This window comes from Rhizorhapis sp. SPR117 (assembly GCF_021742065.1).
In genome coordinates this window covers 1-14415 of the sequence record NZ_JAKKIE010000045.1, presented here as the reverse complement: position 1 = coordinate 14415, position 14415 = coordinate 1, and the positions used below count along the sequence as shown (strand labels likewise).

The window sequence follows — 14415 nt, the reverse complement described above, 5'->3', positions numbered from 1 at the left end:
GCAGCTTTACTCCGCCGCCTGCAACGCCCCATTTTCGGTCCGCTTCCGTCCAACGATCCAGCCGATCAGGCGTGGCACTGGTCCATGGCGTTCCATCCACTCGGCATAAGCCGCATACACAGGATCGGCCATCAAATGCCTTTCCTCGGTCCGTGCGCGCCAGTAATAGACGCCGCTCACCGTCATCATCAGGGCAGTATTGCGCGCCATGTCGGTCAGACTGTCGTTGCTGACGAAGAACGGCAGCGTCGATAGCCACCAGAACAGGTTCTTCGCTACATAGGCCGGATGCTTGCTCAATCGGTATGGCCCATGCGTCAAAATGCCCCGATGCGTCAGATTGGAAAAACGCAGTCCGAAGGCAACCGTTGCCCAAGCGTAAATAGCTGTCAGCACGACCAGCGTTCCGCCTACAGCCCACAACAAAACCGTGTGCGCGCCAAACCAGAACGCCCAATCCTGTGTTCCCTGATGATAATCCAGCGGCCCGCCATTATTCATCAACACAAAGGGCGGGTAACAGACGAGCGCCGCCACCCATCCGGCCATGAAGGGATTGGCCGTGCGGATATGCGCATCCAGTATCTTCATCGTCAACATATAACCGACAGTCGCAAAGGCGACATCTACCACGAACATCAAACTGATCAGGAAACGCGCCAGTTCGACCGGCCCCGCCAATATATCGCGCGTCCCAACATGGATCATGTCGGCGAAATTCCCCGGCACGATCGACAGCATGAACGCCAGGAAAAAACCCTTCACCAGCCAGCTTCGCAAATGGTTTTCGATTTCTCCACGATTCGGGCGGTCCGCCGATCCAACGATCATCCGGCCAAAGGCATAAGCGCCGTCGCGCGGTTCCACCATGCGCCGGTCCAGCCAGATGACATAGGGTATCGATAACCCGAACAGCCATGGCGCGGCCACGGCAAACATATGCATGGCGAACAGATAACCGCCATCCCAGTACCAGCGCGCCAGGCAATAGACGATCCCGATCCCGCCCCATGTGGCCCACAATCCCGCCAGTTTTAAAAGGCTGATGTCCAGCGTGTCACGTAGCGGCTTGGGTTTTGCTTTCCAGTCGATGCCGGTGGATGGGCGCCGATGCACCTTGTCGACCAGCACGGACCACAGCACCATTGGCCCCCCGCACGCCAGCACCGCCGTCATTCCCGCATAGGGGCCATCCATGCCATAATGGCGCGCAACCATGATCCACAGGCCAAGCCCGGCCAGTCCCGCCAACCCCACACCATGCCCAACCGCCGATTGTGGGCACGGATCGCCGTCTTTCTTCTGCGTCACATTCATACCGCAGGGCTTTAATGAAAAAGGGTAAGCAAGCCGTGAATGCATCGCTTCATAGCCCCTGAAACTCTAACCCAGCAGTGCAGCGATGTTCACCGGACGGCCATTGCGACGCAATTCCACCGTGACTTTTGGCTTGCCCGGGCCTGCCGAACCGACAGGATCGCCCTGTTGAACGATCGAGCCAACTTCGACGCTCAGATGATCCAGATCGGTAATCAACGTGGTCCAGCCATTACCATGATTGATAATGACGATCTGGCCATAGCCTTCATATTTACCGGCAAAGGCAACGCGGCCCGTTGTCGGCGCCACGACCTGCGCCAACGGCTGGACCGCGATGGTCAGGCCGCGTGAGCGCGCCCCGCTTTCCGACAATTCGCCAAGACCCGCGACGACCTTTCCCATGACAGGCAAGCGATAGGCGGGTGGGCCGCTGTTCTTGCGCGGTTGTTCGTCCTGTGGCAGCACCGTCGCCCCAATGCGGGCAGGCCTGGGCAGCGGACCAGACAATTGCGCCAATTGCTCGCGTACATTGCCAGAAACACGCAGCTGGTTCATCAGATCGGCAATATCCCGCGCTTTTTCGCCCAGCGCGATGGCCCGGTCAGCCTCCAGATTGGCATTGCTCGTCAGGGTGCGGGAGGCAAAGCGCTTGCGAACCTCCAACTGGCGAAGCTGCGCTCGTTGGTCAGCCAGTGCCACGCGCCCGGCGACCAGCGATGCACGCGCTTTATCGGCATTGGCTCGCAGTTCACGGCTTTTACGCAATTCTGCCCGTAATCCGGCGGTGCGCGCGCGAATCACTGGCAGCACGTTCGCCAATACGGCGCGCAGGTGCACAACATCGGAAATCGATCCCGGCTGGATCAGCGCCGTGACAGGCGGGCGGCGGGCAAAGGTTTGCAGCGCCGCGATCAGCCGCACAATCGGTTCCTGCCGTTCCGCCAGTCGCGCATTTTGCGCACTTTGCATCCGCGCTATGATGGCGATGCGCGCCTGTGCCGCCTGAATGTCGGCCTCGGCAGCCTGAATGCTTGCCGCCATCGCCGCCGCCTCCCGCCGGGCGCGCTCTGCCTCTTTCCGTGCGGCCTTCGCCTCTTGCTTCAATCGGGCGCTGCGTTCGCGTGAGGCCTGCGACTGTTGTTTGGCCGTAATCAGAGCCTGCCGCTCTTCCTCCAGCGTCTGTGCCGGCGCGACCGCCGCAAGGGTGAACCACACCGGGATCAAAAGGAAAAGCGGCCGCTTCATCGGTCGCTATCCTTCCCGATGATAGGGGTGTTTGGCAAGGATGCTGGTCGCCCGCCATAATTGTTCGGCCAGCATGGCCCGCGCCATCATATGCGGCCATGTCGCGCGGCCAAAGGCGATCAGCAGGTCCGCCCGCTCCCGTTCAACCTCATCAAATCCGTCCGCAGCACCAATCAGGAATCGACACTCCCGCACTCCCCGGTCGCGCCATTCCTCCAATCTTCGGGCAAAAGCGGTGGAGGAGAGTTGCTCACCCTTTTCGTCCAGCATCACTGTGACGCTGCCGGACGGCGCGGCGGCAATCTTGCTTGCTCCCTTGCTGGCGCTATCGGGCAATTCGGTGATTTTCATGGGCCAGCTTATGCGCTTTACATAGCGCTCGACCAATTCCGCCTCGGGACAACGGCCAATCTTGCCCCGGGCCATGATATGCAAAAGCAATGGCCAGGCCCTATCGGGCTTCGGCTACTGCCGGCGTATCTGCAAAACCCCACATGCGCTCTAGATTGTAAAAGCTGCGCACTTCCGGACGGAACAGGTGGACAATTACGTCCCCGGCGTCGATCAGCACCCAGTCGGCCGCGGGCAATCCCTCGATACGGGCAATACGGCCGGTCTGTTGCTTGATGCGTTCGGCAAGCTTTTGCGCCATGGTGGCTACCTGCCGGGTCGAACGACCCGACGCGATCACCATGTAATCTGCTATGCTGCTTTTGCCTTGAAGCGGGATGGAAACGGTTTCCTGTGCCTGGTCGTCGTCAAGCGACCGAAGCACCAGTTCGTGCAGGGCTGCAACGGAGGCGGGTTCATCCACCGGGTCGTTGGCTGCTATGGGTCTGGGCAATTGAACTCCTTTTCCTAAATCAAGAGACGCGTCACGGGGTCGCGCTGAGCACGGCCGGACAAGTCACGATACCAATGGGGGTTAGCCTGCCGCAGCAGGGTTGCCGATCTTGGATCTGGGCGAAAGCGCAAATGCACGAGCGCCGGCGGTCTCCAATCCGTCCATTGTGCCTTATGACTGGCGGACCGGACGAAGCGCCGCAGCCAGCCCATTGCGACAGCCGCACGGGCAGAGCCATCATAGCCCGGCCGCGCGATAACTGCAATCGGGATCAACCGCGCTATGTCGCGCCAACGCCTCCAGTGATGGAATTGCAACAGGTTGTCCGCACCCATGATCCATATGAACCGCCGTCCGGGGTAACGGCGGATGAGTTTTTTCAGCGTATCGACAGTATAGCGCGTCCCCAATTGCGCCTCAATTGCGGTAGGACGAATCCGGGTCCCCCTGCTCATTTCCCGCGCCGAAGCAAGGCGTATCGACAACGGCGCCATGCCCTTGTCCGGCTTTAACGGGTTTCCGGGCGAAACCAGCCACCACAATTCATCCAGTGCCAGCGCATCCAGTGCAAACAGGGAAATCGCCCGATGACCGCCATGTGCAGGATTGAACGACCCGCCCAGTAAGCCGGTACGAATCATTCTGCACCCCGCCCGCTTTGGCACGGCCCGTCATATCGGTTATGAAAAGCGCGCAATATCAATTTTTGCGCCGTACAGGCGTGGCCATGATCCCCACCTATACATTGCATAGATGGGGATCAATCCCTCGCCGCCGAACTCTTAGCGCTCAACCGCGCGTGTGTAGAGATGCCAGGTAGCGTACCCAAGAACCGGCAACACTACCGCCAATCCTACAAAGGCCGTCACGCAGCCAAGAAAGAGCAGAATCGCAACCATCAGGCCCCACGTCAGGATCACCCGGAAATTATGTGCGGTTACGCGTACCGAAGTCTTTACGGCGCGATACACATCTGCCTTTCCATCGATCAGCATAGGAAAGGAGATAACGCTGATCGACAGTACCGCTATGGCAAAGATCAGCCCCACCAGATTGCCGACGATAATCATCGTCCAGCCTGCCTGCGTCGCAAACAAATCATGAAGGAATATTTCGGGTGAATCGGGCAATACCGCCCATGCATCGGGACGCACCGGCCCCATGGTCGCGGCATAAACAGCCCATGCGGCCATCAGCCACAGTACATATATACCGAACTGCAAAGCGGTCAGCGCGGCAATGGACGGCATGGCGGGACTCTTGAACTCCAGAAAGAAATGCCGCCAACTGCTGTTCATCCCCCGCTCGCGCCGTCGGGCCATTTCATAAAAGCCGCTCGCCACCGCTGGCCCCATCAGGGTCAGGCCCGCCACCAGCGGAAAGAAAATGGGCAACAACGACCAGTTACGGGCAATCGCAATCGCCAGAAAACCAACCAGCGGGTAGATGAAGCCGACAAAAACAAGATCCCCGCGCTTGTCGAGGAAATCCTCCCATCCCTGACGAAGTGCAACCCGCAAGTCATGAAGGCTTAATGTGCGTATCCGGACATCTGGAACGCCCCTGTCCAGGTGCAAATGTTGAGTACCAGCCATATGTCACTCTCCGCAAGCTGACGGCGGCCCTTCTGGACCGACCTGCAAACCGGCGTGCCCATATGCGCACCCTTGAAGCGGGCGTCTTGTCCGAGCCATTCCTTTGAACTGCCGGCAGAGGGCATCCTACGCTTCACGGCAAGCGGGGGCAATGGCCAATCAAGCTGGCGATGGATACACAAATCAAGAGGTTAAGCGACTATAGCTTTTCAGCCTCGATCCCGCCGCCCTAACAGGCGCAGCCGCAGTGCGTTCAACTTGATGAACCCGGCCGCATCGCGCTGGTCATACGCGCCTGCATCATCTTCGAAGGTCACGACCTTTTCGCTGTACAATGAATGTGGCGACTTGCGCCCGACCACATGGACCGCGCCCTTGTAAAGCTTCAGCCGCACAGTGCCTGTCACCTTTTCCTGGCTATGGTCGATAGCGGCCTGCAGCATCTCGCGCTCGGGGCTGAACCAGAAGCCATTGTAGATCAATTCGGCATAACGCGGGGCCAGTTCGTCCTTCAAATGCGCCGCGCCGCGATCCAGCGTGATCTGCTCAATGCCCCGGTGCGCCAGATGATAGATGGTGCCGCCCGGCGTTTCGTACATGCCGCGCGACTTCATCCCGACAAAGCGGTTTTCGACCAGATCGAGCCGGCCGATCCCATGCTTGCGGCCATATTCGTTCAGCGTTTCCAGCAGCGTCGCCGGGCTCATCCCCTCGCCATTGATCGCCACGCCATCGCCGCGTTCAAAATCGATGGTGATATATTCGGGCGCGTCGGGCGCGTCCTCCGGATTGACCGTGCGCGAATAGACATAGTCGGGCACTTCCTCCCACGGGTCCTCCAGCACCTTGCCCTCAGACGATGTGTGCAGCATGTTCGCGTCGGTGGAGAAGGGGCTTTCACCGCGCTTGTCCTTGGGCACCGGAATCTGATGTTGTTCGGCAAAGGCGATCAGGGCGGTGCGGCTCGTCAAATTCCATTCCCGCCAAGGCGCAATCACCTTGATGTCGGGCGCCAGCGCATAATAGCCCAGTTCAAAACGCACCTGATCATTGCCTTTGCCCGTCGCGCCATGGCTCACGGCGTCCGCATTCACTTGGCGTGCAATTTCGATCTGTCGTTTCGCAATCAATGGTCGGGCTATCGAGGTGCCGAGCAGATACAAGCCCTCATACAATGCATTGGACCGCATCATCGGGAACACATAATCGCGGACAAATTCCTCGCGCAGGTCATCGATGAAGATATGCTCGTCCTTGATACCCATCAGCCGCGCCTTCGCCCGCGCCGGTTCCAGTTCCTCGCCCTGGCCCAGATCGGCGGTGAAGGTCACGACCTCGCAACCATATTCCTGCTGCAACCATTTCAGGATGACACTGGTGTCAAGGCCACCCGAATAGGCCAGCACAACCCGGTTGATCTTCTCGCTCATCTCTTCATCTTTCCAGCCAGGGAACCGCCGCGCAGGCGAACCAGCGCGCGCCTATCAGGGGCGGAGGATTCGTGCAAGTTGTCGGACGGGAAAGGGCCTCCCCATTGCCGGAGGAAGCCCTTTGTATAGTGCAGACCGGATGCCGGATCAGGCCGCCAGCTTCCTCAACACATATTGCAGGATGCCACCGTTCAGAAAATATTCCAGTTCGTTGGCGGTATCGATCCGGCACAGCGCCTGGAACGTTTCGGTTTTGCCATCGGCACGGGCCACGATCACATCGACCATCTGCCGGGGCTTGAGGCCCGCGACATGCTGGATCGTGAACGTCTCATCCCCCGTCAGGCCCAGTGTCTTGCGGCTCTGCCCCTCGGCAAATTGCAGCGGCAGCACGCCCATGCCGACTAAGTTCGACCGGTGAATACGTTCGAACGACTCCGCAATCACCGCGCGCACGCCCAACAGGTTGGTGCCCTTGGCAGCCCAGTCGCGGCTGGACCCGGTGCCATATTCCTTGCCCGCTATGACGACCAGTGGTGTGCCATCCGCCTTGTACCGCATAGCCGCGTCGTAAATGGCCATTTCTTCGCCTTCATAACGGGTCATGCCGCCTTCGACGCCGTCCAGCATTTCATTCTTGATACGAATATTGGCAAAGGTGCCGCGCATCATCACTTCATGATTGCCCCGCCGCGCGCCATAGCTGTTGAAATCGGCCTGACTGACCTGATGCTCCATCAAGTACACGCCAGCGGGCGACGCCGCCTTGATGCTGCCAGCCGGGCTGATGTGGTCGGTCGTGATGGAATCCGCAAAAATCGCCAGTGGCTTGGCCTCGATAATGTCGGAAACGAGGGCCGGGGTCATGCTCATGCCCTCGAAATAAGGCGGGTTGGCAACATAGGTAGACCCTGCGCGCCATGCATAGGTGTCCGAACCCGTCACGTCGATCGCCTGCCATTTTTCATCGCCAGCAAAGACGTTGGCATAGCGGCTCATGAACATGCCGCGGTCGATATTGGCGTCCATCACCGACCGGACTTCGGCGTTCGACGGCCAGATGTCCTTCAGATATACGTCCGCGCCATCGCTGCCCTGTCCGATTGGCGTATCGATAAAATCGGTCGTCACCGTGCCTTTCAGCGCATAAGCCACCACCAGCGGTGGCGAGGCGAGGAAGTTCGCGCGCACGTCAGGCGACACGCGTCCTTCGAAATTGCGGTTACCCGACAGGACCGATGCCGCGACAACGTCATTGCCGTTGATCGCCTTGCTGATCGCGGGAGCCAGCGGCCCGGAATTGCCGATACAAGTCGTGCAGCCATAGCCAACCAGATTGAACCCGATCTTGTCGAGATATTCGGTCAGGCCCGACTTGTTCAGATAATCGGTCACCACCTGCGATCCGGGAGCCAGCGATGTCTTCACCCATGGCTTGGGCTTCAAACCCAGCTCGACCGCCTTCTTGGCGACAAGACCCGCAGCGACCAGAACCGAAGGATTCGACGTATTGGTGCAGCTTGTGATTGCCGCGATCACCACGTCGCCATCGCCAATGTCATGGTCGCGCCCTTCGACTGCAACGCGCGCCGGGGCGGATTTCTTGTATACCTTTTCCAGATCGGCGTTGAACGTGTCATCGACCTGGCTGAGAATAACCTTGTCCTGCGGCCGCTTGGGTCCGGCGAGGCTCGGCTGCACCGTGCTCATGTCAAGTTCCAGAACATCGGTGAACACAGGGTCGGCCACATCGGCAAAGCGCCAGAAACCCTGTGCCTTGGCATAAGCCTCGGTCAGCGCAACCTGTTCTTCGCTGCGCCCGGTCAGGCGCATATAATCCAGCGTCGCATCGTCGATCGGAAAGAAGCCACAGGTCGCGCCATATTCCGGCGCCATGTTGGCAATCGTCGCCCGGTCGGCCAGCGTCAGCGCATCAAGGCCCGCGCCATAAAACTCGACAAAGCGCCCGACAACGCCCTTGGCGCGCAACATCTGCGTCACCGTCAGCACCAGATCGGTGGCCGTGATGCCCTCGGCCAGCTTGCCGGTCAGCTTGAACCCGACCACTTCGGGGATCAGCATCGACACCGGCTGGCCCAGCATTGCGGCCTCCGCCTCGATCCCGCCAACGCCCCAGCCAAGCACGCCAAGGCCATTGACCATCGTTGTATGGCTGTCGGTGCCGACGCAGGTATCGGGATAGGCAACCATCGCGCCCGAAGGATCAACGCTGCTCCACACTGCCTGGGCGATGTTTTCCAGATTCACCTGATGGCAGATGCCCGTTCCCGGCGGCACCACCTTGAAATTATCAAGCGCCTTGCTGCCCCATTTCAGGAACTCATACCGTTCATTATTGCGCTGATATTCCAGTTCCACATTGTCGGCGAACGCCTTTGGCGTGCCAAATTCGTCGACCATGACCGAGTGATCGATGACCAGATGCACGGGCACCAGCGGATTGATCTTCTGCGCGTCCCCGCCCAGTGCGTTCATCGCATCGCGCATCGCAGCGAGATCGACCACGCATGGCACGCCAGTGAAATCCTGCATCAGCACGCGCGCCGGACGATACTGAATTTCCCGATCGGACCTGCGTTCCTTCTGCCAGTCGATAATCGCCTGCACGTCCTCGACCGTGACGGTGTTTCCATCTTCAAAACGCAGCAGGTTTTCCAGCAACACCCGCATGGAAAAGGGCAGCCGCGACACATCGCCCAACTGTTCCGCAGCCTTTGCGATAGAATAATAGGCAATGCTCTTGCCGCCCACGTCCATCGTGGAGCGGGTGCCGAGCGTGTCCTGTCCGATAGCAGTCATGAAGCCAACCTTTCATCCATCAGGACGCAATGCGATTTCGCCCTGGTTCATTGTGTTTGGCGGCGCCTGGGGGAATTCGACGGACGCTGGAAAGAGGCTTCATTGCGTTTCCACACCCAGCCGCTGGCGCCAGCTCGAATGAGTCACCCGGCCCTTAGCAAGGGTTGGGGGGGTTGGGAAGCGCGGAAAAGGTGAATCCGCGCCAAAAGCTTCGCGTCCGGAAAGGTGGAAGGGAAAGGAAAGCTTTTGCGGCCCCGATTAAGGAAGATATTCCATGACAAAGCCGGGTGTAATGTCGGCAGCTCCTATTTTAACTCACGATCTGCGCCGCCTTCCCGCACACCGCTTGCATCACAAGGATATTCAGCCAAAAACTGTCCCGTTTCGGGTCACCGTAAACGCGGCACTGCCGGACGACGCCCGCTCCTTTTCCATGTTGCCTCTTGAAAGATCCGGATTCAGACTCATAGCATAATAATAAAGGGGCGTAATTTCATGTTAACCGGCCGCGGCAGGCTTGCAATTTTAGGTGCGCTCACGGCGCTGGGAGGATGCGCTTCGGGCAATGCGCCTCAATCCGTTTACCGTTCAGAAGCTCCGCCACGCATCGAGCTGCCGCTTCCCGAAATTCAATCGGGTGATGCCATTGCCGCCATCAACCGCGACATTGGTCCCGGTGAAACCATCTGGCACATGCGGGCGGCTCTGAACGTCGCTAGCCTGAGCTGTTCGGGCCGGCGGCAATCCATGATCGCGGATAATTATAATGCCATGCTCAAAAACCATCGCGAAGCATTCGCGGTGGCCTATGAGGCTGAACAGTCGGCCTATCGCACCCGCTTTGGCAGGGATTGGCAGCGCCAGAACGATACGCATATGACCAGACTCTATACTTTCTTTACCAAGCCGATGGCGCAGGGCCGCTTTTGCGACGTGGCAATGAATGTTTCCGCGAAGGTTCGCGCCATGGCTTCTTGGGAACTGCAAACCTATGCCCCTGGTGCGCTGGCGCAGCTGGAACGTCCCTTTTTAAGCACGGTCAGCGCATCACGCTAACCGCTTCCTCGCCTCCCGGTTTAAATATGTGCGCCGCACAAAAATGGGACATTAACCAATAGCCTGACTCCATTATCTCCCTGTCGAAAGGCGCGGGTTTCCTGTAAACTGCACTTGGTTTCGCGTGGAAAACAGGGATTCCAAAGGATCGCACACGCAACGAGTCGACTGGTGTCAATATGGGTGCCTGTCTTTTCGTCGCGAAAGGAACTCCGTTGACTGCGCATCGTTATCTATAACGGGTTCACGAAAGGGAGGACCAGATCATGCATCCCAATCTGCCTCATAGCACGACGCGCAAATCTGCGTTCAATCCGCTTCTGCGCGGGTATCACATCATGTACCGAACCAATGAGCACAATCATTGCCCCGGATGCGGCCACAGCCATTGGATCGTGGGCCGTACCGTGGCCGAATGCGCCTTTTGCAGCACGGCTCTTCCACTCGACATTCACGCCGGGGGACTGGGCGGACAGCCACGCTTCACGGAAGCCGGATCTTCCAATTACATGCTCTGATGCAATCGGGTGCGCGCAACAAGCCGGATGCCGGGCAGCTTGCTGCGCCGCACCCAAAATTGATCCGATCTGGATGAGCGTCCTGCTCATCCAGATCGGACAGGCATAGGGCCATATCGACCGCCGATGCGGACGAAAACTCCGAACCGTTCCCGAAATGATCCCCCTCTGCCGTGACATTTCAGGGTATTTCCCTACAATCACGTCACATTTTCCTCCATTATGGAGGAAAGCTGATAGCGACGTGGGGGTATTTTGCGATCATAACGCCCTGAACAAAAGCGGCACAGGAGCGCCAAATGCACATATATGGGACAGACGGCGAACAGGCGAACCTGACCGTTGAAGAAGCGATCGGGGCCGCTATTGAAGCATCCTATGACGACCGGCCATCCGCTCTCGTCATCTGTGATGATACGGACGGCCAGAAGACACTGGAACACATCGCCAATGCAGCAGGGGCGCGACTATTGGGTGCGGTGGATATTGCCGGTGCGGCCGAAAGGCTGGACCGCATCGCTGCGGTCCACCTGTTGATTGTAAAAGCTGACAGCGACAGCCCTGCCCTTGCCGCCCTGCTTGCCCGCATCGACCGGATTGCCGAAACAGAGGGCACGGCCATTATCGTCGCGGTGACACCAGCCGCGCTCGATCTGGCCTTTGGGCTGCTCGCCACGCCTTTGGCGCAACTGCTCTGCGCGCCCAGCGATACAGATTTTGCCGCAGCTCTCGCTCTGGCATTGCATAATGTCCAACCGACCGCATTACACGATATCGGCCGCGAAAGTGAGGCGCTCCGTCTCCAGCGCCTATCCGAAGAAGTCAGCCGCATTGCTCGCACGCTGGCCAGCCTGTCGGGCGGGATCAGTAGTACCCCCTCCGTACTATCTTCGGACATGGGCAATCTTGCTGAGCCCGAACATGGATATGTCGGCGAACCATCATTGGATGCATCCAATCGTCCTCGTGCGCTCATCACTCCGCGCGAAATCCGCGACATGCTTCGCCTCCGCCGCCTGCGCGATCAGTTTTTTGCTGGCGAACTGTTCGCTGATCCTGCCTGGGACATGCTGCTGGACCTGATGGCCGCGCATTTGTCTGGCCAGCGCGTTTCTGTGTCCAGCCTTTGCATCGCCGCCGCCGTTCCCGCCACAACCGCGCTACGCTGGATTCGCGCCTTGACCGACAACGGCATTTTCCTGCGTCAGGCCGACCCCGCCGATGGCCGTCGCGTCTTTATCGCCCTGTCAGCCAAGGCCGCCGAAGCCATGAACAATTTCTTCGCCGCTGCAAAGCGCACCAAGGCCACGATTGCGTAATGGCGCTTGACCGCCACAGCAAATTCCCTATTAGGCGAAACCCCGGATCGGGCGATTAGCTCAGTTGGTAGAGCGTCTCGTTTACACCGAGAATGTCGGCGGTTCGAGCCCGTCATCGCCCACCATTCACAAACGCGGTTAAATCCTACACTATTCACCTATCTTGTCAACTCGCGTCGGGCTGCTCCTTGACGCAATGGACAATTTATGGACAGCGCCAAATGTCCGCGCCTCCCGACTCACGCGCAGCCATATTCTGGACAGCGCCTTTCTGGTTTCGGCCATATGCTTGGGATCGTACTTCGCATAGACATGGGTTGTGCGGTTCATGTGACCGCTATGACCAAGCAGATCGCTAATCTGCTTTTGTGGCACATCGGTGTCCGCATAGAGCCACGTTGCGATTGTGTGCCGTATCGTCTTGGCAATCACATCATCAGGCAGGCCGAGGGCGGCCCTCATTGTCCGCCAACTCCTCGCCCTGCTCTTGACGGGCGAAAATGGCTCACGCTTCCATGCTGTCAATATGCAGCGCAACGACTTGATCGCCGGGACGACCGGGTTGTGCTTCTTCGTCCGCACCCAATGCTTCGGTTGTAGGTCAAGGAGCAGTCCGCCCTTGTATTGCGCAGGGTTGAAGGCTGTAGCGGCTTCAGGTCTTGCGCCAGTAGCGAGCATGAGGGTTATCCAGCGGCCCAGGTCCGGGAAGTGGCCCGCATACCAGAATATCTTCCCCATTTCGTCCAATGAAAGCACCCTGTCACGCGCTGGCGACCTGTAACGCGAAGCGAGCGACGGGATGCGTGGCACGGTGTCTAATCGGTTGTTCTTGGCAGCGTGGTTGATCGCGGCCTTGAAGTCCTCGATATTGCGCTGGACGGTTTCACCGCTTACGCCTTTGGATGAATGCTTGTAGTCCTTGTCGCCCCACGGCACGTCATAGCTATGCGTCCCCATGCGCCACGCGCGGAACCGATCGATCATCGCCGGATTGATGTCGGTCACAACGGCATTCATGCCCGCCTCATCCTGAAATAGAAAGCCCAGGAGCGCGCGTAGGCTGCTACCGATCTGCGCCGGGGAAACTGTATTGCGCCCATGCTCTTCCCAATAGGTGATGAGCAGCGGGATAATCCGCGCTTCATCCGGCGCTTGCTTCTGCCTTGACCGTTGCCGGTCGGCGTGCGCGTGGATGATAGGCTTGGCATCGTCTAGGCTCTCTTTGCGAGTGCTGCGATAGCGGACCTGTCGAGAGGTGGTATCATACCAGGTGATCTGCCACGCATCGGACGCACCGTCCCGCCTTTTGTCGAGCCAGTATTCTCCGACGATATATGGGCTTGCTTGCTTTGCCATGATCCCTTGATTTCCTCAGCCTCTGCGTTGGTTATAACGTCGAGCCAGCCAGTTTCAGCCATCAGGCGTAATTGTTCCAGTGTGAATGTCGCGCCTGTTTCGTTGCGCAGCGCACGGCGGTATTTCCTCGCGATGTCAGCTATGGATGCCATCACTCCTTACCTTTCGGGCATGGTGGGGGAGGGAGGGGTATCCAGTGCGTTGGTGGCACAAGAGACTCCATCCCGTCTGTCCATTTGTGGAATTTACTGGACCAGTGACCTGCCGTTGCCCAATGAAGAATATACTCTCTGTGCGTGTCGCCTTCACCAAAAACGCGCTTACGCCAAAGTTCTGAACCAACCTCCGCGTCTCCGGTCCACCATACCCAACCATGCTTGGCGAGCAATATACGCGTCCCGTCCTTCGGTGCGCTTTCGATGTCCTGCCACTCACTCACCGCCATCCCCCCTTCGCATCAGTATATCCCCTATGCCCCCGCATGGTGTCCAGCGCGGTCATTGCTTGTTCCATGGCTTGAACGCGCCAAGAGTTGCGCAGTCGAAATCGTTCCAATCACCAGTAAAGGTTAGGGCACGGTCATCTATCGTGATGAACGCCGATGGCTTGAACCAAGGCCATTCGATATATTCATAAAGCGTATCTCGATCATGACCGGGGCTAAATGTAAGATAGCTTTCAAAATGTTCCCGCATGTATCGTTTCATTGCCCTGCGACCTGCGAGAGATTTTGAGCGTGACGAATAGATCGCAATGCGGTAATGTTTTGAGGCCTCTTCCAGAAATAGGAGTGTGCCAGGAACCGGTGGATCATTACAAGTTCCAGCGCCCTGCCTGTTGATTACCGCTGAGAGTTGACCCGGGAGGGATATAAATTTCCGTCGAGAACTGACCCATGTTTGAACCACCTCC

Annotated in this window: 13 protein-coding genes and 1 tRNA gene; 4 read left to right on the top strand and 10 right to left on the bottom strand. The window is 58.5% G+C overall.

The genetic code is table 11. The features are described from left to right. Positions 1–6: 6 nt before the first annotated feature. The 8 genes from L3X40_RS15865 to acnA all read right to left on the bottom strand — a co-directional run bounded on the left by L3X40_RS15865 (position 7) and on the right by acnA (position 9254). Complete coding sequence (locus L3X40_RS15865; RefSeq protein WP_445177200.1) at positions 7–1317, bottom strand: methyltransferase family protein; 1311 nt, start codon at positions 1315–1317, stop codon at positions 7–9. A 66-nt stretch (positions 1318–1383) separates the two neighbouring features. Then, the gene (locus L3X40_RS15860; RefSeq protein ID WP_237366451.1) at positions 1384–2565 is read right to left on the bottom strand and encodes a murein hydrolase activator EnvC family protein; all 1182 of its coding nucleotides are present in this window, start codon (positions 2563–2565) and stop codon (positions 1384–1386) included. 6 nt (positions 2566–2571) lie between these two features. Then, a complete protein-coding gene (locus L3X40_RS15855; protein ID WP_237366450.1) occupies positions 2572–3006 on the bottom strand; it encodes a 23S rRNA (pseudouridine(1915)-N(3))-methyltransferase RlmH in 435 nt (144 codons plus the stop codon). A 10-nt stretch (positions 3007–3016) separates the two neighbouring features. Continuing rightward, positions 3017–3409 carry a ribosome silencing factor gene (gene rsfS, locus L3X40_RS15850; protein WP_237366449.1) on the bottom strand — a complete coding sequence of 131 codons (393 nt, stop codon included), beginning with the start codon at positions 3407–3409 and terminating at the stop codon, positions 3017–3019. Positions 3410–3423: 14 nt separating this feature from the next. Next, on the bottom strand, positions 3424–4050 hold the full coding sequence (locus L3X40_RS15845) for a nicotinate-nucleotide adenylyltransferase (protein WP_237366448.1): 627 nt from the start codon (positions 4048–4050) through the stop codon (positions 3424–3426). A gap of 141 nt (positions 4051–4191) precedes the next feature. Then, positions 4192–5004, bottom strand: a complete 813-nt coding sequence (locus L3X40_RS15840; protein WP_237366447.1) for a DUF2189 domain-containing protein — start codon at positions 5002–5004, stop codon at positions 4192–4194. A 209-nt stretch (positions 5005–5213) separates the two neighbouring features. Beyond that, positions 5214–6434 (bottom strand): argininosuccinate synthase, encoded by a 1221-nt coding sequence (locus L3X40_RS15835; protein WP_237366446.1) that lies wholly within the window; start codon positions 6432–6434, stop codon positions 5214–5216. A gap of 147 nt (positions 6435–6581) precedes the next feature. Beyond that, on the bottom strand, positions 6582–9254 hold the full coding sequence (gene acnA, locus L3X40_RS15830) for an aconitate hydratase AcnA (protein ID WP_237366445.1): 2673 nt from the start codon (positions 9252–9254) through the stop codon (positions 6582–6584). Positions 9255–9749: 495 nt separating this feature from the next. Between acnA and L3X40_RS15825 the strand changes: the two genes are divergently transcribed. The 4 genes from L3X40_RS15825 to L3X40_RS15810 all read left to right on the top strand — a co-directional run bounded on the left by L3X40_RS15825 (position 9750) and on the right by L3X40_RS15810 (position 12272). After that, positions 9750–10310, top strand: a complete 561-nt coding sequence (locus L3X40_RS15825) for a hypothetical protein (RefSeq protein WP_237366444.1) — start codon at positions 9750–9752, stop codon at positions 10308–10310. A gap of 266 nt (positions 10311–10576) precedes the next feature. After that, the gene (locus L3X40_RS15820) at positions 10577–10828 is read left to right on the top strand and encodes a hypothetical protein (RefSeq protein WP_237366443.1); all 252 of its coding nucleotides are present in this window, start codon (positions 10577–10579) and stop codon (positions 10826–10828) included. 299 nt (positions 10829–11127) lie between these two features. Further along, a complete protein-coding gene (locus L3X40_RS15815) occupies positions 11128–12147 on the top strand; it encodes a MarR family transcriptional regulator (protein ID WP_237366442.1) in 1020 nt (339 codons plus the stop codon). 49 nt (positions 12148–12196) lie between these two features. Beyond that, positions 12197–12272, top strand: a tRNA-Val gene (locus L3X40_RS15810). A 25-nt stretch (positions 12273–12297) separates the two neighbouring features. Here L3X40_RS15810 and L3X40_RS15805 read toward each other — a convergent pair. Beyond that, on the bottom strand, positions 12298–13503 hold the full coding sequence (locus tag L3X40_RS15805) for a phage integrase SAM-like domain-containing protein (protein WP_237366441.1): 1206 nt from the start codon (positions 13501–13503) through the stop codon (positions 12298–12300). A 497-nt stretch (positions 13504–14000) separates the two neighbouring features. Beyond that, positions 14001–14415, bottom strand: a 415-nt coding sequence (locus L3X40_RS15800; protein ID WP_237366440.1) for a hypothetical protein, incomplete at its 5' end; no start/stop codon positions are given.